This window comes from Stenotrophomonas sp. STEN008, assembly GCF_056760435.1.
The window spans coordinates 28883-51649 of sequence record NZ_JBRRET010000019.1; the positions used below are offsets into that span (position 1 = coordinate 28883).

12 protein-coding genes are annotated in these 22767 nt (G+C 68.5%); 5 read left to right on the plus strand and 7 right to left on the minus strand.

What is annotated here, in order from left to right; translation table 11 throughout:
• Positions 1–94: 94 nt before the first annotated feature.
• Together gltB and ACVOME_RS11040 are read left to right on the plus strand one after the other, a co-directional pair.
• Entirely contained in the window at positions 95–4549 is a 4455-nt protein-coding gene (gene gltB, locus ACVOME_RS11035) for a glutamate synthase large subunit (RefSeq protein ID WP_065174109.1), read from the plus strand.
• A gap of 95 nt (positions 4550–4644) precedes the next feature.
• Positions 4645–6090, plus strand: a complete 1446-nt coding sequence (locus ACVOME_RS11040) for an FAD-dependent oxidoreductase (RefSeq protein WP_481505093.1) — start codon at positions 4645–4647, stop codon at positions 6088–6090.
• Here ACVOME_RS11040 and ACVOME_RS11045 read toward each other — a convergent pair.
• A complete protein-coding gene (locus ACVOME_RS11045) occupies positions 6076–8409 on the minus strand; it encodes an ATP-binding protein (protein ID WP_481505094.1) in 2334 nt (777 codons plus the stop codon). The genes ACVOME_RS11040 and ACVOME_RS11045 overlap by 15 nt on opposite strands.
• Positions 8410–8696: 287 nt before the next feature.
• Between ACVOME_RS11045 and ACVOME_RS11050 the strand changes: the two genes are divergently transcribed.
• A complete protein-coding gene (locus tag ACVOME_RS11050; RefSeq protein ID WP_065174107.1) occupies positions 8697–9572 on the plus strand; it encodes a methylglyoxal synthase in 876 nt (291 codons plus the stop codon).
• A gap of 92 nt (positions 9573–9664) precedes the next feature.
• Here the strand turns inward: ACVOME_RS11050 and adhP are convergent, their stop codons facing one another.
• The 3 genes from adhP to ACVOME_RS11065 all read right to left on the minus strand — a co-directional run bounded on the left by adhP (position 9665) and on the right by ACVOME_RS11065 (position 12432).
• Entirely contained in the window at positions 9665–10693 is a 1029-nt protein-coding gene (adhP, locus tag ACVOME_RS11055; RefSeq protein ID WP_053515992.1) for an alcohol dehydrogenase AdhP, read from the minus strand.
• 94 nt (positions 10694–10787) lie between these two features.
• Positions 10788–11426 carry a bifunctional 4-hydroxy-2-oxoglutarate aldolase/2-dehydro-3-deoxy-phosphogluconate aldolase gene (gene eda, locus ACVOME_RS11060; RefSeq protein WP_065174105.1) on the minus strand — a complete coding sequence of 213 codons (639 nt, stop codon included), beginning with the start codon at positions 11424–11426 and terminating at the stop codon, positions 10788–10790.
• The gene (locus tag ACVOME_RS11065) at positions 11413–12432 is read right to left on the minus strand and encodes a sugar kinase (RefSeq protein ID WP_053515997.1); all 1020 of its coding nucleotides are present in this window, start codon (positions 12430–12432) and stop codon (positions 11413–11415) included. The genes eda and ACVOME_RS11065 overlap by 14 nt, the downstream gene beginning before the upstream one ends.
• A gap of 285 nt (positions 12433–12717) precedes the next feature.
• Here ACVOME_RS11065 and ACVOME_RS11070 point away from each other — a divergent pair, with 285 nt between their 5' ends.
• Both ACVOME_RS11070 and ACVOME_RS11075 read left to right on the plus strand, forming a co-directional pair.
• Positions 12718–15483, plus strand: coding sequence for a TonB-dependent receptor (locus ACVOME_RS11070; protein ID WP_065182101.1), 2766 nt, complete (start codon positions 12718–12720; stop codon positions 15481–15483).
• 137 nt (positions 15484–15620) lie between these two features.
• Positions 15621–19421: a LamG-like jellyroll fold domain-containing protein gene (locus tag ACVOME_RS11075; RefSeq protein WP_481505095.1), complete on the plus strand. Its 3801-nt coding sequence runs from the start codon at positions 15621–15623 to the stop codon at positions 19419–19421.
• 19 nt (positions 19422–19440) lie between these two features.
• Here the strand turns inward: ACVOME_RS11075 and ACVOME_RS11080 are convergent, their stop codons facing one another.
• The 3 genes from ACVOME_RS11080 to ACVOME_RS11090 are packed head-to-tail and all read right to left on the minus strand — an operon-like array spanning position 19441 to position 22697.
• Complete coding sequence (locus ACVOME_RS11080) at positions 19441–20028, minus strand: cysteine dioxygenase family protein (protein WP_197600172.1); 588 nt, start codon at positions 20026–20028, stop codon at positions 19441–19443.
• 51 nt (positions 20029–20079) lie between these two features.
• The gene (locus tag ACVOME_RS11085; protein ID WP_197600173.1) at positions 20080–21717 is read right to left on the minus strand and encodes a carboxylesterase family protein; all 1638 of its coding nucleotides are present in this window, start codon (positions 21715–21717) and stop codon (positions 20080–20082) included.
• Positions 21714–22697: an alpha/beta hydrolase gene (locus ACVOME_RS11090; RefSeq protein WP_481505096.1), complete on the minus strand. Its 984-nt coding sequence runs from the start codon at positions 22695–22697 to the stop codon at positions 21714–21716. Before ACVOME_RS11090 ends, ACVOME_RS11085 begins: the two co-directional genes overlap by 4 nt.
• Positions 22698–22767 lie beyond the last annotated feature (70 nt).

The following is a 22767-nucleotide window of genomic DNA, read 5'->3' on the forward strand; positions in this document are numbered from 1 at the left end:
GCTTTATTCGAGGCATCCGGTGGCCTCACGATGCGCTCCAGGGATTGGGCGGGCTTGAGTGTCCCCGCTCATTTCATTCCGCATCGAGGTAGAGATGGCCCCCCGCAACCGCCAAGGGCTTTACGACCCGCGCTCCGAGCGCGATGCCTGTGGATTCGGCATGGTCGCGCAGCTCGACGACCAGCCGTCGCGCCTGCTGGTGGATACCGCCATCGCCGCGCTTTCGCGGATGACCCATCGCGGCGGCGTCGCCGCTGACGGGCTCACCGGTGATGGCTGCGGGCTGCTGCTGCGTCGCCCCGATGCATTCCTGAAACTGCTGGCCAGCGAAGCGGGCATCACCGTGGCCACCCGCTTCGCGGCGGGCCTGGTGTTCCTTCCGCACGACGCCGACGCCGCGCAGGCCTGCCGGACGCAGCTGCAGGTGCAACTTGAAGCGGTAGGCTGCCGCGTGGCGGGCTGGCGCGAGGTTCCCATCGACGACAGTGTCTGCGGCCAGCTCGCGCGCGATACGCTGCCGCGCATCGAGCAGGTGTTCGTCGATGCCGGTGTCGGCCAGGACGGCACCGGCTTCGCCCTGGCGCTGTACCTCGCACGCCGTCGCAGCGAACAGCAGCTGCGCGACCATGGCGATTTCTACGTCACCACGCTCACCCCGGATGCGATCAGCTACAAGGGCATGGTCCTGCCGGACAAACTCAGCCGCTTCTATCCGGACCTGCAGCGGCGCGAGCTGGCCTCCAGCGCGATCGTGTTCCACCAGCGCTTCTCCACCAACACGCTGCCGCGCTGGCCGCTGGCGCATCCGTTCCGCCTGCTCGCGCACAACGGCGAGATCAACACCATCGAGGGCAACCGTCGCTGGGCGCAGGCGCGCAGCAAGGTGTGGAAGACACCGCGCTTCGACATCGCCGAGTTCGATCCGGTGATCTCCATGCATGGCTCGGACTCGCAGAGCCTGGACAACATGCTGGAACTGATGGTCGCCGGCGGCATGGAATTGATCCAGGCGCTGCGCATCCTGGTGCCACCGGCGACGCAGTCGCTGGAGTTCAAGGATCCGGATCTGGCCGCGTTCTACGAGTTCCATGGCCTCAACAGCGAGCCCTGGGACGGCCCGGCCGGCATCGTCGCCTGCGACAGCCGCTATGCGGTGTGTACGCTGGACCGCAACGGCCTGCGCCCGGCGCGCTGGATGCTGACCGCCGACCGCCACTTCCTGGTCGCCTCCGAAGCGGGCGTGTGGGAAGTGCCGACCGAGCGCGTGGTACGCAAGGGCAAGCTCGGCCCCGGTGAAATGGTGGCCATCGATCTCAAGCGCGGCGACCTGCTCGATTCGGACGCGGTGGACCGCATCAACCGCGGCCGCGCACCGTACAAGCAGTGGCTGCAGCAGGGCGTGACCTACCTGCAGACCGAACTGATCGATCCTTCGCTGGTGGAGGAGCCCTTCGACGAGGGCACCCTGCGCAGTTACCACAAGCTGTACCAGCTCAGCAGCGAGGAGGTGGAGCAGGTGCTGCGGCCGCTGGCCGAGACCGAGCAGGAAGCCACCGGCTCGATGGGCGATGACACGCCGATGGCGGTACTGAGCCAGCGCAGCCGGCCGCTGTACGACTACTTCCGGCAGGCATTCGCGCAGGTCACCAATCCGCCGATCGATCCGCTGCGCGAAGACTGCGCCATGTCCCTGTCCACCCAGCTCGGCAAGGAGACCAACATCTTCCATGCTGGCCCGGAGACGGTGAACCACGTCATCCTCAACTCGCCGGTACTCAGCCAACGCAAGCTGCGCCAGCTGCTGAAGATGGACCAGTACCTGCAGGCCAACCGCCTGCTCGACCTGTCCTACAGCGAGGAAGAAGGGCTGCGCAACGGCATCGAGCGCATCTGTGCGGAGGCCGAACGCGCCGCACGCGAAGGCATGGTGATGCTGCTGCTGTCCGACCGCTATCCGGTGGCCGGGCGACCGATGGTGCACGCCCTGCTGGCCACCAGTGCGGTGCATCATCACCTCTCGCGGCTGGGGCTGCGCTGCGACGTCAACCTGATCGTCGAGACCGGCACTGCGCGCGACCCGCACCATATGGCCTGCCTGCTCGGCTTCGGGGCCACTGCGGTGTACCCGTATCTTGCCTACCAGACCCTGTTCGACCTCGGCCGGCGCGGCATCCTCAAGCTCAGCAAGGGCGGTGAGCAGTCGCAGATCGGCCGCCGCTACCGCAAGGGCGTCTACAAGGGCCTGTCGAAAATCATCTCGAAGATGGGCATCTGTACCGTGGCCAGCTACCGCGGCGCGCAGCTGTTCGAGATCATCGGCCTGGAGCCGGAAGTGGTCGCGCTGTGCTTCCCCGACACCGCCTCGCGCATCGGCGGCGCCGGCTTCGCGCGGCTGGATGCCGATGCGCGCGAACTGTGCGCGCAGGCCTGGGATGCACAGCAGGATGTCGATGTCGGCGGCCTGCTGAAGTACGTGCACGGCGGCGAGTACCACATGTACAACCCCGACGTGGTCACCACCCTGCAGCGCGCGGCGCGCAGTGGTGATGCCCGCGCCTGGCAGCAGTACTGCGATGCCGTGCATGCCCGGCCGCCATCGGCGTTGCGTGACCTGCTTCAGCTGGTGCCGGCGCCGGCACCCACGCCGCTGGACGAGGTGGCGCCGGCCAGCGAACTGTTCCCGCGCTTCGATACCGCTGCGATCAGCCTCGGCGCGCTGTCGCCGGAAGCACATGAGGCGCTGGCCATCGCGATGAACCGCCTCGGCGGCCGCAGCAATTCCGGCGAAGGTGGCGAAGACCCGGCCCGCTACGGCACCCCACGGCGCAGCAAGATCAAGCAGGTGGCGTCGGGTCGCTTCGGTGTCACCGCCGAGTATCTGGTCAATGCCGAGGTGCTGCAGATCAAGGTCGCGCAGGGCGCCAAGCCCGGCGAAGGCGGCCAGCTGCCGGGGCACAAGGTCAACGAGCTGATCGCCCGCCTGCGCTACGCGCGGCCGGGCATCGGCCTGATCTCGCCGCCACCGCACCACGACATCTATTCCATCGAGGACCTGGCGCAGCTCATCTACGATCTCAAGCAGGTCAACCCGACCGCGCTGGTGTCGGTGAAGCTGGTCAGCCATGCCGGCGTCGGCACCATCGCCGCCGGCGTGGTCAAGGCCGGCGCGGACCTGATCACCATCTCCGGCCACGACGGCGGCACCGGTGCCTCGCCGGTCAGCTCGATCCGCTACGCCGGTGTGCCGTGGGAGCTGGGCGTGGCCGAAGCGCACCAGGCGCTGCTGGCCAACGACCTGCGCGGGCGCACCCTGCTGCAGACCGATGGTGGCCTGAAGACCGGCCTGGACGTGGTCAAGGCCGCGCTGCTGGGTGCGGACAGCTTCGGCTTCGGCACCGCGCCGATGATCGTGCTGGGCTGCAAGTACCTGCGCATCTGCCACCTCAACAACTGCGCCACCGGCGTGGCCACCCAGGACGAACGCCTGCGCGAGAACCACTTCACCGGCCAGCCCGAGCGCGTGGAGAATTTCTTCCGCCTGCTGGCCGAGGAAGTGCGTGGCTGGCTGTCGTACCTGGGCGCGCGTTCGCTGGAGGAGATCGTCGGCCGCACCGACCTGCTGCGGCAGATCGAGGCCGCACCGCGCGACGGCGTGCGCGTGGACCTGTCGCGCCTGCTGGCAGATGCGCGCTACGAAGGCAGCCACTGCGCGGCGCAGCGGCTGTACGAATCGCCGGACAGCCTGGCCACGCAGATGGATGGCCTGCTGGCGGACGCGATCGAACAGCGCAGGGGGGGCGAACATCGCTTCCTGATCCACAACACCGACCGCAGCATCGGCACCCGCCTGGCCGGCGCGGTGGCACGCGCGCACGGCAACCAGGGCATGGCCGACGCCCCCCTGGAGCTGCGCTTCCGTGGCAGCGCCGGACAGAGCTTCGGCGCCTTCAATGTCGGCGGCCTGCATCTGGAAGTGGAGGGCGAAGCCAACGACTACGTCGGCAAAGGCATGGCCGGCGGCCGCCTGGTGGTACGTCCGCCGCGCGGCGCGCGGTTCGAGGCGCGCAGCACTGCGATCATCGGCAACACCTGCCTGTATGGCGCCACCGGTGGCGAGCTGTTCGCCGCCGGACGTGCCGGCGAGCGCTTCGCGGTCCGCAATTCCGGTGCGCTCGCGGTCGTGGAAGGCGCCGGCGATCACTGCTGCGAGTACATGACCGACGGCGTGGTGCTGGTGCTGGGCAAGGTCGGCCTGAACTTCGGTGCCGGCTTCACCGGGGGGTTGGCCTACGTGCTGGATGTGGACCGCGACTTCGTGGACCGTTACAACCACGAGCTGATCGACATCCATCGCGTGTCCGCCGAAGGCTTCGAGAACTACCGCCAGCACCTGCACCGCCTGATCGGCCGCCATCGCGAACTGACCGGCAGCATCTGGGCGCAGCAGATCCTGGACGAGTTCCGCGATTACATCGGCAAGTTCTGGCTGGTCAAACCGAAAGCCGCCAGCATCGAATCGCTGACCGAGACCCTTCGACGCGCGGCGTAAGCGCCTCCGGCGCGCCGCCCGCAACCGGCGCGCGCCTGCTCCCTCACCGCAGTAGTGCCGGCCTCTGGCCGGCCATCGAAATCACAGAGCCCGCCATGAGCCGCAAGCACGCCTTCCAGTTCCTCGATCTGCCCCGCACCATGCCGCAGCGCATTCCGGTTGAACTGCGCACCTCCGGCGACTGGGGCGAGCTGTACGGAAAGTTCGGCAAGGAGGATGCGCAGTACCAGGCCGGGCGCTGCCTGGACTGCGGCAACCCTTACTGCAGCTGGAAATGCCCTGTACACAACGCCATTCCACAGTGGCTGCAGCTGGTGCAGGAGAACCGCATCCACGAGGCCGCCACGCTGTGCCACAGCACCAACCCGCTGCCGGAAGTGTGCGGCCGGGTCTGCCCGCAGGATCGCCTGTGCGAAGGCAGCTGCACCCTGGAGGAATTCGGTGCGGTGACCATCGGTGCGGTGGAGAAGTACATCGTCGATACAGCACTCGCCAGCGGCTGGCGTCCGGACCTGGGTGCCGTGCAGCCCACCGGCCACAGCGTGGCGGTGATCGGTGCCGGTCCGGCGGGTCTGGCCTGTGCCGATCGCCTGGCCCGGGCCGGCATCACCGCCGTGGTGTACGACCGCTACGAGCAGATCGGCGGCCTGCTGCAGTTCGGCATCCCCAGCTTCAAGCTGGACAAGGACGTCATCCATCGTCGCCGCGAGGTGCTCGAAGGGATGGGCGTGCGGTTCCGCCTGGGCGTGGAGATCGGCCGCGACATCAGCGTGCAGCAGCTGCTGGACAGCCACGACGCGGTGTTCGTCGGCACCGGGGCCTACCGCTACACCGACGGCGGCCTGCCGGGCCAGGACCTGAAGGGGGTGCTGCCGGCCCTGCCGTTCCTGGTGCAGAACAGCCGCATCGTCGGCGGCGATGACCCGCAGGGTCGACCGATCGCCGGCTGGGAGGACCAGATCGCCCTGCCCGACCTCAACGGCAAGCGCGTGGTCGTGCTCGGCGGCGGCGACACCGGCATGGACTGCGTGCGCAGCGCGGTGCGGCTCGGCGCAGCCAAGGTCACCTGCGCGTACCGTCGCGACGAGGCCAACATGCCCGGCAGCGCGCGTGAAGTCGCCAATGCGCGCGAGGAAGGCGTGCGCTTCCTGTTCAACCGGCAGCCGCTGTCCATCGAAGCCGGCGCCGACGACGAAGCGATCGGCGTGACCGTGGTTGAAACCCGGTTGGGTGAGGCCGACGCCCAAGGACGCCGCAACGCGGTGCCGATCGAGGGCAGCGAGTCGCTGCTGGAGGCAGACGTGGTCATCATCGCCTTCGGTTTCGCGCCGAGCGTTCCGGCCTGGCTGGCCGAACACGGTGTGCAGGGCCAGGCGAACGGTCGCATCGTTGCCGGCGGCAAGGACCGGCTGCCCTTCCAGACCGCGCATCCGCGCCTGTTCGCCGGCGGTGATGCGGTACGCGGCGCCGACCTGGTGGTAACCGCTGTGGCTGAAGGCCGCGACGCCGCTGCCAGCATCGTCCGTCTACTGTCCAACTGAGCCGGGTTCCATTGCCGGCAGTACGTCGGCCAGCGTCGCGCGCAACCCCTGGGTGTCGACCGGCTTGGCCAGGAACCGGTCGATGCCGGCGGCACGACAGGCCTCGCGCGTGCTCTCCAGCACGCTGGCCGTCAGCGCGATGATCGGCACCCGTGCACGCGAAGGGCAGGGGTCTTCGCGGATCGCACGCGCCAGCGCGAACCCGTCCATGCCGGGCATGTGGCAATCGGTAACGACAACATCGAAGCCCTGCGCCCGCCATGCCGCCAGCGCCTGCAGGCCATCGGCGGTGGCGTGCACCTGCAGGCCCAGCTCGCGCAGCCGCTGCACCAGCAGTTGCAGGTTGGTCGGGTGGTCCTCGGCCACCAGCACCCGTGCCGCAGGCAGTCGCGCGACCACCTCGGCCATGGCCGGCACCGCCTCCAGTGGCGCCAGGCAGCTGGCGAACTCCAGGTCGAACCAGATGCGCGTGCCCTTGCCCGGCGAGCTTTGCAGCTGCAGCTCGCCGCCCATCGAGGCCACCAGGTCCCGGCAGATGGCCAGGCCCAGGCCGCTGCCGCCGAACCGGCGCCCCGTCGACGGCTCGGCCTGGGTGTAATCGGCGAACACGGCCTGCTGCCGCTCGGGACTGATGCCTACGCCACTGTCGCTCACCTGCAGGCGCAGGCATTGTCCTGCCGCCTGCGTCCGCAGCACCCGCAGCCGCAGTTCCACACCGCCGTGCAGGGTGAACTTCAGTGCGTTGCCCACCAGGTTGAACAGGACCTGGCGCACGCGCAGGCCATCGGCCAGCAGCCACCGCTGCAGCGCAGGATCAAGCACGCACCGCAGGTGCAACGCACGGCTGGCCGCCATCGGTGCCAGCAGCTGCTGCACGGCCGTGGCCAGCGCACCCATGTCGGTGGCACGCAGCTGCAACGGCAGCGCCTGCAACCGATGACTGTCGAGCACATCATCGAGAATCTGCCGCAGCATCTGCGCGGCCACATCGACGGTGGACAGGACCTGCCGCTGGCACGGGTCCAGGGGGCTGTCCGCCAGGCATTCGAGCATGCCCAGCAGCGTGCTCATCGGTGTGCGGATCTGGTGGCTCATGGTGGCCAGGAAGTGCGTCTTCGCCGCTGCAGTCTCTTCGGCCTGATGGCGTGCCCCGGCCAGGGCACGGGTGCGTGCCTGCGCCTGGCTGACGTCCATCCAGTAGCCACTCCACTCGATGTCGTCGCTCTCGCCCGGCAACGGCCTGCCATGCGAACGGATCCAGCGCCAGCCATGGGGACCCAGCGTGCGGAAGGTGATGTCGATCGGCGCACGGGCCCGCGCTGCGGCTTCCAGATGATCCAGCACCGGCTTGCGATCGTCGACATGCACCGCCGCCATGAGCCGGCGATGGTCCAGCCGCACACTGTCCAGACTCATGCCGAACAGCGACTGCACGTCGCCGGCGACCAGCGGCAGGCTGTAGTCGCCCTCGCCGCTGCGGCGCGCCCGGTAGACCACCGCAGGCAGGTTGGCGGTCACTTCCTGCAGTCGCTGTTCCAGCGCGCGGCGCTGGCTGCTTTCGCGATGCAGCCTCCAGTAGCCGAAGGCATACACCAGGATCAGCGCCAGCGCGACCAGCAGCACCGGCACCAGCCAGCGCAACGGCGACCGTGCGGGCGGCGCGCGTGCTCCGCTGGGCGCCCACGTCGCACGGAGCGCGTCGCGCTGCGCGTCGTCCAGTTCCTGCAGCACGGTGTCGAAGGCGGCGACGGTGGCCGCACAGGTCGGCGCAGCCGCCAGCACCCAGGCATCATCGAAGCCGGCCGGCGCGGCGATCACCAGGGCATCGCTGCCGGGCCTGCGCAATGCGGCTTCCACTTCGGCCAACGTGGCAACTACCGCGTCGACCTGGCCGATGGCCAGCAGCTGCAGCGCATGATCGAGCGCGTCGACCTGCAGCAGCCATGCGCCCGGCGCCTGCTCACGCAGGTGGGCCGCCAGTGGCACCGTGTCGAGGCTGGCGACGCGGCGGCCGCGCAGACCGCCCAGTCCCTGCAGTGGCGTGTCGTTGCGACGGCGCACGATCACCTGTGACAGCTGCAGGTAGGGCCTGCTCACGACCCAGCCGTCGGGCACCTGCTCGCGCGGCCATCCCAGCACGGCCTGGGTACCGGCCGGCAGCGCCCCGACCGCGCCGGCCGCGGCGGGAAGCGGATGTGGACGCAGCGCGATCTGCTCGCCCAGCCGCCGCAGGTAGTCGGCAACCAGGCCGCCGGGCTGGCCCTGCGCGCTGAAGGACAGTGGCGGGCGGTCACTGGGCCAGGCCACGACCAGGGGCATGTCGCACCCGTCGGCCCGCGTGATCATGGGCCACAGCAACAGGGCAGGCAGCACGATGCGGGATCGCAGCCACGGGCAGGAGCGTGCAATGGATGCGGCCGCAGGGCCGGCAGCATTCACGATGGGCATCCTCGAATCGCAGGCGGAGACGACGGCCGCGCAGCGGTACCGCTCTGCCTGCCACGCTAGCGACGCACGGCACAGCAACAATGAGGAAAGTTGCAAAGCGCGCAGAATTGGCCATTCGCGACATAAACTGCCGCTTCTACCAGCCCACGGAGCGTTCGATGCGTATCGGCCTGGCCGCCAACCGGCTCCACCACCAGGATGCGCGCGCCGCCCTGTTCCGCTGGCTGCGTGCCTGCGAACCGGGCCTGCGCGAACTGGGCATCACGCTGCACGCTGTCGGCCGCACCCATGATGCGATCGGGCGCCACGGCTTCCTCGACGGCTATGCCGGCCTCCATCGCTATCCCTACGGCCGCGAGGGCGGGCTGATGAAGCTGGTCGCCGAGGTGGTCGGCATGGGCCCGCAGCGCACGCTCGACGGTGCCATCTATCTGATCGATCCGGTCGATCCGTCCTCGGTGTTTCCCGAAGCGACCGCGCTCAAGCGGCAGTGCGTGATCCACGGCAAACCTTTCATTTCCACGGTCGCCACCGCACGCGACTGGATCGAGGTGGAGCGCGTGCACGCCGGCCTGCAGGCCGACGCCGGTGCCGACGATCTGCACGCCTTCGGTACCCAGACCCTGGCACTGATCGCGCATGATGCGATGAAGCCGGCGATGCTCGCCTTCGCCGACGAGCACTTCGACGTGCTGGCACGCTTCGGCGAGCGGGTGGCGACCGGGACCACCGGTCAGCGCCTCAACGAGCTGGCATGGAGCCGCGGCTGGCCCAGCGACACGCCCTGGGTGACGCGCTACCAGAGCGGACCGATGGGCGGCGATGCGCAGATCGCCGACCGCGTGCTGGAGGGCCGTTGCCAGCGCGCCATCTTCTTCGAGGACCCGCACGTGGCACGCCAGCACGAGGCAGACATCCAGCTGCTGGAACGCGCGGTGACCACGGTGACCGACCAGGCGGTGTGCATCACGGCTCCGGTGGTGGCGGCGCGCTGGGCGACGGCTGCCGCCCGGCGCGCTGGGTCACAGCGCTGACCACCTGCGCAGCTACGCCGGGCGCGCATCGATCGGCATGACCGCCGCACCCGTGGGAGAGGGTGCCGGGCCGCGGCGGCCATGCACGGGTGTCAGGCGGCCATGTCCAGTACCACGCGCCCGTCGATGGTGCCCGCGCGCATGCGGGCGAACACCTCGTTGATGTTTTCCAGGCGGTCGGTGCTGACCGTGGCCGCGACCTTGCCCTCGGCGGCGAACTGCAGCGACTCCTGCAGATCCAGCCGCGTGCCGACGATCGAACCGCGCACCGTCACGCCATTGAGGACCATGCCGAAGATGTCCAGTGGGAAGTTGCCCGGTGGCAGTCCGTTGAGCGAGACCGTGCCGCCCCGCCGGACCATGCCCAGCGCCTGCTCGAAGGCCTTGGGCGATACCGCGGTGACCAGCGCGCCGTGTGCGCCACCGATCTCCTTCTTCAGGAATGCTGCCGGATCGGTCGTGCGCGCGTTGACCGTGACCTGCGCGCCCAGCCGCCGCGCGAGTGCCAGCTTGCTGTCCTCCACGTCGATGGCAGCCACGTTCAGGCCCATCGCACGCGCGTACTGCACCGCCATGTGGCCCAGGCCACCGATGCCGGAGATCGCCACCCAGTCACCGGGCTTCGTGTCCGTCACCTTCAGGCCCTTGTAGACCGTCACGCCGGCGCACAGCACCGGCGCGATCTCGACGAAGCCCACCTCCTTCGGAAGCAGGCCGACATAGTTGGCATCGGCCAGTGCGAACTCGGCGAAGCCGCCGTTGACCGAGTAGCCGGTGTTGCGCTGCGTCTCGCACAGCGTTTCCCAGCCGCCCAGGCAGTGTTCGCAATGGCCACACGCCGAGTACAACCAGGGGATGCCGACCCTGTCGCCTTCCTTGACATGCCCGACCCCGCCGCCCACGGCCACGATGTGCCCCACGCCCTCGTGGCCGGGGATGAACGGCGGGTCCGGTTTCACCGGCCAGTCGCCCTCGGCGGCGTGCAGGTCGGTGTGGCAGACACCGCAGGCTTCGATCCTGACCAGCACCTCGCCCGCCCCCGGGCGTGGTACCGGAACTTCCTCGATGACCAGTGGGCTGCCGAACTCGCGAACGACAGCGGCCTTCATGGTTCTGTTCATGGGTTTTCCTCCGTCGTGCGCTTGCAGACAGAGTGACGCCGGCACGAGGCCGGCGCTTTGATCCCGATCAAATCCTGGAAGATTGCCTGCCGGTTCAGCCCGCCAGCACGGACGCCTCGCGTGCCAGGCGTTCGATCGCGCCCCAGTCGCGGGTCTGCAGCAAGGCCGCCGTGGTCAGCCATGAACCGCCCACGCACAGCACGTTCGGCAGGTGCAGGAACTGCGCCGCGGTCTGGGCACTGATGCCACCGGTCGGGCAGAAGCGCACGTCGGCGAAGGGGCCGTGCCAGGCCGCCAGCAGTGCCGCGCCGCCGGCCTGCACCGCGGGGAAGAACTTGAAGGTATCCAGGCCATGCTCGAGGCCAAGGATCAGCTCGGACCCCGTGGCCACGCCCGGCAGATACGGCAGGTCGGCATCGCGCGCGGCCGCGTACAGCGTCGGCGTTGCGCCCGGCGACACCGCGAAGCGCGCACCTGCGGCCCTGGCCGCCTCCATCTGCGCGGGCGTCAGCACCGTTCCGGCCCCCACCACCGCGTCGGGTACGGCCTCGACCATTGCCCGGATGGCATCCATCGCACGGGGTGTGCGCAGGGTGACCTCGATCACCGGCAGACCGCCCCGGAACAGCGCCTGCGCCACCTGCACGGCATCGTCGACATCATCGGGGGTGAACACCGGAATCACCGGTGCCAGTTTCAGTACCGCGCGAACGCGCGGATCAGCGCCGGACATCGAATCGCTCCTCGCCCATCTGGGCCAGCACGTCAGCTTCGCTGACAGGATTGAAATCGCCGGGGATGGAATGCTTCAGTCCGCCGGCAGCCAGGCCGAAACGCACGGTGGCGTCGGCATCGAAGCCTGACAGGATGCCATGCAGGATGCCTGCCGCGAAGGCATCGCCGCCGCCGATGCGATCGATGATGCCGGTCAGCTGCCGCACGGGCGCCTGCGCACGCACGCCCTCACGGCCCAGCAGCAGGGCGCCCAGCGCATGATGGTCCACGCTCAGCGCCTGCCGTTGCGTGCATGCCAGCCATTGCAGCCGCGGGAACGCGGCGAATGCCGCCGCTGCGGCAGCGTCCACGCGCTCCACGGCGCCGGCCTGGGTAAAGCGCTGGCCCAGGATCACTTCGATATCGCGGTAGTCGGCGAACACGATGTCAGCCTGGTCGAACAGGGCATGCAGGATCGCCTGCGCGTCGCCGCCCCAGCGCTGCCACAGCGTGGGCCGGAAATTGCCGTCGAAGGAAACGCGCACGCCACTGGCACGCGCGGCGCATGCCGCCGCCAGCGTCGCCTCGGCCACCTGCGGCCCCAGCGCAGGGCTGACGCCGGACAGGTGCAGCCAGTCCGCGCCCTGCAGCAGCGCCGGCCAGTCATGATCGGCTGCAGTGCTGCGCGCGAAGGCCGAATCGGCCCGGTCGTACACCACCTCGCTGGCACGTTGCACCGCGCCGGTGGTGAGGAAGTACAGGCCCATGCGACCGTCCGCCACCTCGCGCACCGCCCGCGTATCGACGCCATGGCGGCGCAGTTCACCCAGTGCGTGCGCCCCCAGGGCATTGCCGGGCACCGTGCTGACCATGGCCACGTCATGTCCGAATCGGGACAGCGAGACACCCACGTTTGCTTCCGCCCCGCCCACGTGCACCTGCAGCTGCGGCGACTGCAGCAGCAGCTCGCGACCGGGCGCGCCGAGCCGCAGCAGCAGTTCCCCGAAACATACGATACGCCCCATCTCCACTCCTCCCCGCTTGCCGCCAGCATGTGAAACTGCACGGCGTGAATGTGTACCACGCGTCGGCGCGGCGTTTGGCCATCGGTGTCATTCTAGCCTTCCGATGCGCCCCACGCACCCGTAGGAACTGACGGAAGCATTGTCCTGCAAGCCTCTTGGAGACATTTCAGATCTGTTGCGGTGCAAGATGCCGGATCCGGGACGTGCTGCTAACGTCCGCTCTGACCAGCGGTGTCATCACGCTGAAACAGCCGCAGCACCAGACCTTTGGGAGAGGGGAAAGGCATGCAGTCTCGGAACCACCAAAAAAAGACACCGGTTACCTTGCTCGCTATGGCCGTCGGACTGGCCCTGGCGGCCAATGCGACCGCCCAGCAGCAGAGCAGCGCCGCCGGCGCCACGGACCTGGATACGGTCACCGTCACCGGCTACCGCGCCAGCGTGGAGAAGGCGCTGGACATCAAGCGTGGCGAGGCCGGCGTGGTCGACGCCATCGTCGCCGAGGACATCGGCAAGTTCCCGGATCTGAACCTGGCCGAGTCGTTGCAGCGCATCCCGGGTGTGGTCATCACCCGCGAGGCCGGCGAGGGCCGCAACATCTCGGTGCGTGGCCTCGGCCCGGATTTCACCCGCGTGCGCATCAACGGCATGGAGGCGCTGACCACCGTCGGCGCCGGTGACCAGAGCGGTGGTACCAACCGCGGCCGTGGCTTCGACTTCAATGTCTTCGCCTCCGACCTGTTCTCGCAGCTGGTGGTGCGCAAGACCGCTTCGGCCGATGTCGAAGAAGGTTCGCTGGGCGCCACCGTCGATCTGCGCACGGCGAGGCCGTTCGACTATGACGGCTTCACCTTCGCCGCCAGCGGCCAGGCCGGCTACAACGCGATGGCGGAGAAGGCCGACCCGCGCATGGCCGCGCTGGTGTCGAACATCTTCGCCGACGGTACGTTCGGCGCCCTGCTGTCGGTGGCCTACTCCGAGCGCCAGGCGCTGGAGGAGGGCTCCAACACGGGCCGCTGGGCCAACGGCCCGAGCAACGGCAACTTCAGTGCGTCGTCCCCGTTCACCGCCGCGCGCAGTGCCGACGTCTACCACCCGCGCTTCCCGCGCTACGTGCAGATGGAACATGAGCAGAAGCGCCTGGGCGTGACCGGTACGCTGCAGTGGAAGCCCAGCGACGCGACCGAGATCTCGCTGGACGCGCTGTACTCGAAAATCGATGCCACCCGCGACGAGCACTACATCGAGGCGATTTCCTTCAGCCGCGGTGCCAACACCAGCCAGCCACGCCTGGCCGGCAAGCCGTCGATGATCGTCAGGAACGGCGTCATCGAGAACAACGCGCTGGTCTACGGCGAGTTCGACAACGTCGACATCCGCAGCGAGAACCGCCACGACGAGTGGAGCACCGAGTTCAAGCAGATCAGCCTCAACGGCCAGCACCGCTTCAGCGACGACTTCACCCTGTCCGGCAAGCTGGGGGTCTCGCGGTCCCGGCATGAGAACCCGGTGCAGACCACCATCATCATGGACAAGTACGACGTCGACGGCTACAGCTACGACTACCGGGGCAACAACCGCTCGCCGATCCTCAACTACGGCATCGATCCCACCGATCCCAACGGCTGGGAACTGGCGGAGATCCGCCTGCGACCGCAGTACGTGGACAATGATTTCGATACCGGCCAGATCGACTTCAACTGGAACATCAGCCCCGGCTTCCGCCTCAAGGGTGGCGTGCTGGCCAAGGATTACACGTTCAAGACCACCGAACTGCGCCGTGGCAGCGAGCTGGCCGTGCCCACCTTCGCCGATGGCAGCAGGATCGTTCCGGTGGACATGACCACGCAGGCCGGCCTGAAGGGCATCAGCGGCAATCCCTCGAACTGGGTGGTGCCGGATCTGGACGCCGTCGCCGATCAGTTCGACATCTACAGCAACAGCGGCATCTACGCCGTCGCACCGCGCGCCAACAACGTGCGCAGCGTGGAAGAGAAGGATCGCGGTGCCTACCTGATGGGTGAGTTCTCCACCGAGATCGGCTCGCTGCCGCTGTCCGGCAACGTCGGCGTACGCTATGTGCGCACCAAGCAGTCCTCCACCGGGCTGTCGACGCTGGCCAGTGGCACCACGTCCACCACCGCCACCCGCACCTACGACGACACCCTGCCCTCGTTCAACCTGGTTGCCGAAGTCACCCCCGATTTCCTGATCCGCCTGGGTGCGGCCAAGGTGATGACCCGACCCGGCCTGGGCAGCCTGACGCCGGGTGCCACTGTGGCCGTGGCCGGTGGCGCACGCACCATCTCCAGCGGCAACCCCAACCTGGATCCGACCCGCGCGACCAATGTCGATCTGAGTTTCGAGTGGTACTTCGCCGAAGGCGCCATGGCCGGCCTTGGCCTGTTCTACAAGGACATCGAAACCTCCGTACAGACGCTGCGCGAGAATCGGCCGTACACCGACAGCGGCCTGCCTGCCGAACTGCTGATCGGCACCGGCGCATCGCCGACCGATGAGTTCACCTTCACCCGTCCGGTCAACACCCCGGGTGGCGAGCTGTTCGGCGCAGAAGCGAACTACACCCAGCCCTTCACCTTCCTGCCGGGCAAGTGGGCCAACCTCGGTCTGCAGCTGAACTACACCTGGGTGGATTCGAAGATCCAGTACATCAACTCGGCCGGTCAGCCGGTGATGAAGAACGATCTGCTGGGCCTGTCCAACACCTCGTGGAACGCGACCCTGTTCTACGAAGGCACCACCTTCTCCGGGCGCATCTCGGCCACCAACCGCGATGACTACCTGACCCAGGTGCCGGGCCAGGAAACCGGCTTCAATCTGGACGGTTACCACGGCATGACCGGTACCACGGTCATCGATGCGTCGATCCGTTACCGGATCAGTGACCAGCTGGAACTGAGCCTGGAAGGCGTGAACCTGACCAACGAAGCGTCCGATGAGTGGGTGTATTCGCCCGCGACCGGCCGCCTGCCGTTGCAGTACACCGAGACCGGCCGTCAGTTCCTGCTCGGCGTGCGCTACAAGTTCTGAGCAGCGCCGGCGATGCGCCGACCGGTGCATCGCCGTTCGCCACGACCGCTGCTGCGCCGCAAGGTGCCGTGGCGGCGTGGCCTTGCTACGGTCCGGCGGCCCTACGCCGGCTGTCGCCCGTTGAAAGGAAACATCTGATGCCGCATCGCTCGACCCTGTCCCGCTGCCTGCTGCTGGCAGTGGCCCTGGCTGCTGGCCCTGCGACAGCTGCCGATGGCCCAACCCTGCTGTTCCACGTCGACGCCAACCAGGGCCTGCAGGCCACCGTGGCGCACGGCGAGGCGATACCGAACTTCCGCGACAGGGTGGCGGTGGTCGATGACGGTGTACGCGGCAAGGCCATCCAATGGCAGGACGATGGCGTCCTGGCGTGGGATGCGCCGGGCAACATCCTGGCCCAGCGCGGCACCCTGGCCTTCGATTGGCGGGCGCGGTACGCGGTGGGCGAAGCCCCGTTCGTGATCTTCCGCGTCGGCTATGCCGATCACAGCAGCTGGGACATGGCGTGGCTGCGCATCGACTGGAACGGCCACGGTTTCGATGCGTTCGTCACCGATGCCAATCTTGCCCGCACCCGCGTCTCGTTCCGCATGGACACGCCGCCACGCGCGGACCAGTGGCTGCATCTGGCCTTCGCCTGGGACGAGGACCAGGGTGTACGCCTGTTCATCGATGGACGCGAAGTGTCCCGCGCGCAGACCACCGGCGACTACGATGCCGCGCTGGACCAGCTTGGCCTGGCCGGTCGGGTGATGGCACCGTACCAGGTACAGAGCCGTTACAACTTCCTGCGCGGCAGCGATTTCCAGCACATCCGCATCTACGACCGCATGCTCGATGCGCCGGCCGTGGCGGCGCTGGCCCGTGGCGTTACGCCCACCACCGCCGAGGTTCCCGAGGCAGGCCTGCGTGCCTGGCGCCATCGCTTCGGCTGGGACGGCACCGCACCACCGGCGCTGACCGCGCCGACCACCCGCATCCGCAAGGTCGAATTCGCCGACACCCGCGACCTGAAGGCGTGGATGTGGAAGGCCACCGACGGCATCGCCGAGACCACATGGCCCGGCGTCTACAACCGCTCGCGGCTGCCCGGACGCAACGACTACTTCCAGCTGCCGGACTGGAACACCTACGTGGAGGGTGGAAAGCACCTGGACCTGACGCTGCCGGACGGCGAGACGGTCAACCGCATCGAGATCCGCGGCGCGGCCTTCGGCACGCTGGCACATGGCAGCGACGCCGCGCACGCCACCCGCACCCTGTTCACCCGCCCGCGCGGCGTGGTGCGCAGCGTCGATCCGATCCCGTCCCTCAGCGGCGGCGTGCTGCGCTTCAGCAACGTCGAGCAGGAAACGCCGATCCAGGAAATCTGGGCCTACGCCGTGAGCGAGGGCAGCGAGCCGGACGGCACGGTCAAGCAGACCTACACGATCGACAGCCAGGCGCTGCCTGACTACACCAATCTGGATGCCCTGCGCCGCTACATCGACGGTCGCTATCCCGAGGCCGAACGCAGCACGGTGATGGCGCTGCCCAAGGGGGCCGGCTCACGCCGCCGCGATGCCGATACCCTGCCCGCGCAGCCGCGCCCGATCGTGCACGTGCTCATTCCTTCCGGGGTAGGCGATGCGCCGCCCGACCAGCCGCTGATCCGCAGCTGGGCCTACAGCTGGGAGAACATGCACGACGGCCTGGACGGCGTTGCCATCGATCTTCCCGCGCTGGATCTGGCGGCCACGCATGAAGGCGTGATTCCGCTCAACATCCGCATCAAGGACCCGATCTGGCCGGCGCGCGACATGATCGACGTGTCGGTCTCGGTGCAGCCGGGACAGAAGCGCACCCTGTGGCTGGACCTGCGCGACCGCATCCTCACCCCTGACAGCCTGTGGTTGAGCATCGCCTCGGCCGCGCCCGGCTTCGATGCCCGGGCGCTCGATGGCGCGCAGATCCGGCTGGTGTTCAAGCCGCGCGCCGAAGCGCTGAAGGAGCACGTGGCCGACCGCTTCAACCAGGTGCGCGACAACTGGGGATTCCTGGTGGAGGAGCACACCACCTCCAAGCGACAGCGCCTGTATGCGCGCGTCTACGCCGATCTGAGCGACCTGCTGCGGGTCGATCCGGACCACGCACTGGGGCGGCAGTACTGGAACTACATCAGCTACAACAGCCAGGGCCGGCCGCCCTACTCCGCACCGGTGGTGCCCGCCGGTGTGCCGGCCTGGGCCTTCCATCAGGTGCAGGACCTCGCACAGGTGCGTCGCTTCGTCGACTGGTGGATCGACCATCGCCAGGTGCCCTACGGCGACTTCGGCGGCGGCATCTCCGATGATTCCGATCTCACCCAGCAGTGGCCGGGCCTGGCGCTGATGGGCGTGCAGCCGGACCGCCTCAATGCCTCGCTCACCGCCCTGTCCGATGCGGTGTATCGCAATGGCATGTTCAGCAACGGCCTGAGCACCATCGAAACCGATGAGCTGCATGCCTACGAAGAGGGCATCAACACCAACAGCGCGATGCTGTACCTCAACTGGGGCGATCCGCTGACGCTGGAACGGCTGATGGAGACGGTCAAGGCATTCGACGAGCGGATCATCCTGCCCAATCCGCAGGGACACCTGCTGTTCTCCAGCAACTGGTTCGGCGGCAACAGGATCTACCGCGAACCGAACTGGCAATGGCAGAAGCCGTATTCGTTCCCGGTGCTGCACCCCGCGTTCCTGCTGGGCCAGTACAACGCCGATCCGACCGGGCGCCGGCTGGTGACCGGCCTGGCCGACAGCTATCTCGCCCATGCCGGCACGGACGCGAAAGGACGCTTCACCCTGCCCAACGAGATCCACTGGGCCACCGGCGCCACCCGCGGCGGTGAACTCAACGACGGTTCCGGCGGCGGCGACACGCTGCATACCTTCTGGGCCGCCTGGCGCTGGACCGGCGATGCGAAGTACCTGCAGGCGCTGGACTATCGCGTGGCACGCGGGGGACCGGGCGCGCTGGCCAATCTCGGCGAGAACATCGTCGAGGTGCTAGGACGCCAGCAGGACTGGTATCCGCAGCTGACTGCCGAAGCCGACGCCGGAAAGACCGGTTTCGCCAGCCTGATGGCCTGGCAGGCCAGTGGTGACCTGAAGTACATCGATGCACTGCATGCCGAAGGACTGCAGGCAAAGGTGCTGCGGGCCTACATGAACACCGAGGGCCACTGGTGGTCCGATCGCGTGGAAGCACCCAGCGAGTTCCTGCAGCGTGCCCGGCTGGGGGGCATCGCGCTCAAGCGTAACCAGAGCTGGCCCGGGCATACGGTCAGCTGGCGCTTCGATCGCGACGGTGCCGCCGAACAGGTTGCACTGCTGGTGCATGCGCCCTCGCGCGAGCGCTTCACCATCACCAGCCACAATCTGGGTAACCGCACCATCAGTGCCGACATGACCGGCTGGAACGTTGCCAGCGGCACGTGGCGCATCCGTGCCGGCGTGGATGCCGATGGAGATGGACGCATCGATGGCACGCCGACGGAGCGCACGGTGCGGCTGGAAACCAGCAGCGCGGTGCCGATGCAGTTCCGTCCCGGCCGCACGGAACTGTTTGAGTTCGAGCGCGTCGTCGCCGGCAGCCCGGTGGAAACACGCGCCGACCTGGGCGTCGGCCGCGGTGATGTGCAGGTGGACGGCCAGCGTGTGCGGGTGACCGTGCACAGCCTGGGCCACTTGGCCACCGGCGCGGGCGTGGCGATCCTGGAAGACACCACGGGCCGTGAGATCGCGCGTACCGATGTGCCCGCGATGGCGGCACCCGATGACCTGGAACCGAAGACCACCCACGTGACACTGATGATCCCCGCCGGTCATCGGGGTGGCCTGCGCGTGCGCGTGGCCCTCGCTGACGGTGGCGAGGAAGTGACCCTGCTCAACAACGTCGTGGACGTGCCGCGCTGAACGCGACGGCCGGCGCGGCCTATGCCGCGTCGGTCTCCATCCGCTTCACCCGTCGCTGGTACCAGTCATCGCCCAGCGGCTCGAACACCGCGCTGCGCTCCATCACGCCCTGGTAGACGTGCAGCGACACGGCCACATCGGCATCGCTGGCATTGCGCAGCGTGTGGTATTCGTGCGGGGGAATCAGGCTGCCGGCGCTGCCGCGCTGGCCATACAGCGTAGGCTGCGCGGCAAAGCGGTGGCGAGTGCCCTTCCGCTCCAGCAGCGCATACGGCGTGACCAGCAGTTCGCCCTGCCAGACGCCTTCCACGCACCACATCGCATCGTGATCGTGCAGCGGCGTACCCTGCCCCGGGCCCCAACACATGGCGATGACGCTGTACCCCAGGGTCCGGCTGCGGTGCAGTTCACGACGTGCGTAGTGACCACGCACCGGTCGCCGTACACACGGCGGTAGCTGTATCGAAGGATCGGTGATGGCATCACGCAGCACGCGCTGCAGGCCCTCGGTGATCGCGTGCGGATCCGCCAGTGCTACCACACCATCAATGGCGGCAAGCAGGCGCTCCCGGCCGGCGAACGGCAGTGGCGTGAACGTGTCTCCCATGACCCGACTCTAGCCGAGCGGAGTTAACAGAATGTTTGTGCTGCGGTGTCATCACTGCGTGCCGCGCTGCACGAAAGGCACTTTTCCGTAGAGCGCGCGCTCGCCTGCGCGCGGATCGTCAACCGCGCGACTGGTGCGATCGAACAGCATTGTCCGCCGTTGCGGCAGCGTATAAGGGGCCCATTGCGACAATCCGGCGTGATTGGGGTCGCCACTGCGGGCGAAGGCGATCAAGGCCTCGCTCATGGTCGCCGCCAGCGCACGGGCATCATCGCCGCCCCCGGTGCGCGCGCCCGGCAACCCTGCGTTGTCAAAGACCAGCGGGATGTCCAGCGTATGGAAAGCACGCAGGCGCCCCTCCTCCACCGGCGACCCCCAATCCAGCTGGTACGCCCAGGTCGGTGCTGCGCCCGCGGGCTGGCGCGCCCGCGCTTCCAGTTCCTCCACCGCTCCGCGCCAGCTGCGGCCAGCCGTGGTTGCAGCAAAAAACACTTCAGAGGGCGTGTAGTGCGGATACAGGCGGCGATACTCGGCGATCACGGTCTCCGGCCGCAGATCGACGAACTGCTGTCGTTCGAGCTGTGCCGGCAGTGTTTCCCAGGTCAGGGCGAAGTTGGCGGGATCGTTGCCGAGGAACGCGCGGGTCTCGTCGCGGGTGTTGCCGATCACCATCGGAATCGCCGCCGACTGCTGCGGCGCCTGTGGCCAGAACGGATGCACTGGCAGCACCACATCGTCCAGCACCGGGCCGAAGTACAGCGACGTGCTTTCCACGCGCGAGGGATCGCGCGCACGAGTGGCTTCCAGCAATACGTCGACCGGCAGGTCCAGCAGGGCCTGGACGTCACGTGCAGCAACGGCCTGCATCGCGATCGCAGCCCGCTGCGCGGCCGCGCGCGGTCCGGCAGCGGTGACCTGCTGGCCACTCATCGTCCACGCGCGGTGGAACAGCCCTCGGGCCGCAGGCATCGCCATCAGTGTGGCGATCTTGGCGCCCCCGCCGGACTGCCCGAACACCGTGACGTTCGCCGCGTCGCCACCGAAGACCGCCGCGTGCTGCCGCACCCACTGCAGCGCCTGTACCAGGTCTAGCTGGCCGACGTTGCCCGAGGCGGCGTAGCGCGGATCGCCCAACGCCCCCAGGTAGAGATAGCCGAACGTGTTGAGGCGATGATTGAGGGTGACCACCACCACATCGCCGCGGCGACACAGCGCAGCGCCGTCGTACAGCGGATCACTGCCGGACCCGTTGTTGAATCCACCGCCGTGCACGTACACAAGCACCGGCCTGCGTCCACCGTCGCCGAGCGCGGGCGTCCACACATTGAGGAACAGACAGTCCTCGCTGCCGGGCCCTTCGCTGCCGCCCTGCGGTGCGGCCGGACCGTACTCCAGTGCATCGGCGATGCCACGCCAGGCAGCTTCATGCCGCGGCGGCTGGAAGCGGTGGCGAGCGGTGTCGGCACCATAGCGAAGCCCACGGAACACCAGTACCCCGTGCTCGCGCTGGCCACGCACACGCCCGCCACGAACCCGGGCCAATGGCAGGCGGTCGTCGCGGGCACCCGGCACGCTGGCCAGCGTTGGCAATGCGGTGAAGGCAGCCGTAGCGGACGCGGTGGCCAGCGCCCAGCGGGCGCTGTCACGCAGGAACCGCCGACGCTGCAGGTCGGCCGGCGCATCGTTCATCGCGCGTCCTCCGCAGGGCCCAGCCAGCGTTGCGCGAGCAGCGGCCAGAGTGCCAGCGTCGACCGCGCGGGGATGTCCATGCCAAAGCCGTGGCCGCCATGGGCGAAGACGTGCAGTTCGTGCTCGACACCCGCACCCGCCAGTGCCTGCGCCATGAGTTCACTGTTGCGCACCGACACCACGGCGTCGTCGGCGGCGTGGACCAGCAGCGTCGGCGGCATGTCGCCGCGTACGCGCTGCTGCATCGAATAGTCTGCCTGCAGCGAGGTCCCCGGATGCTCGCCCAGCAGGCGGGCACGCGAGCCGCTGTGCGCATGCGCGCCCATGTCGATCACCGGGTAGACCAGCACGGCACGGCTCGGGCGGGCGCTCAGCCGGTCGAGGTCATCCCGTGCGGGATGGACGGCGATGTCGAAGCCGGTGGCCAGCCGCGCCGCGACGTGGCCGCCCGCCGAGAAGCCCATCACCGCCACATCGTTCGCGTCCAGTCCGCGCCGTCGCGCCTGGTCGCGCACCACCCGCAACGCGCGCTGCGCGTCGGCGAGCGCGGCCTGGCGGTCGCGCCCCGGCTGCGGCAGGCGGTAGCGCAGGACGAACAGGGTGTAGCCGGCGCCGTCCACCCAGGACGGAACCAGCGCGCTGCCCTCCTTGTCGATCACCACCCGCTGGTAGCCGCCGCCGGGGATCACCAGCAGGGCCCGGCCGTTCGGCCGGGCGGGTGTGTACACCTGCAGAGAGGGCGCGTCGATCTGGTCGGCGTAGCGGTCCGGGCGTGCAGGGTCCGCACTGCGCTCGACCACCCGCGTCGGACGTGCAGTGCCGGTTTCGCCCGGCACTGCGCCTGCCGGCCACAACGGCAGCTGCTCGCCGGGCAACGCCTGGGCCACACGCTCGCCTTCGCGCAACGACGTGTCGACCGCGCAGGCGGGTGCCGCCGGCAGCAGCAGGGACAGGCACAGCAACACGATGGGCAGACGCATGACTGACGGGGCTCCAACAGGACAGGACAGGGCGCTGGCGGCGTCGGCAAAGACGGCGTGATGCGCTGCC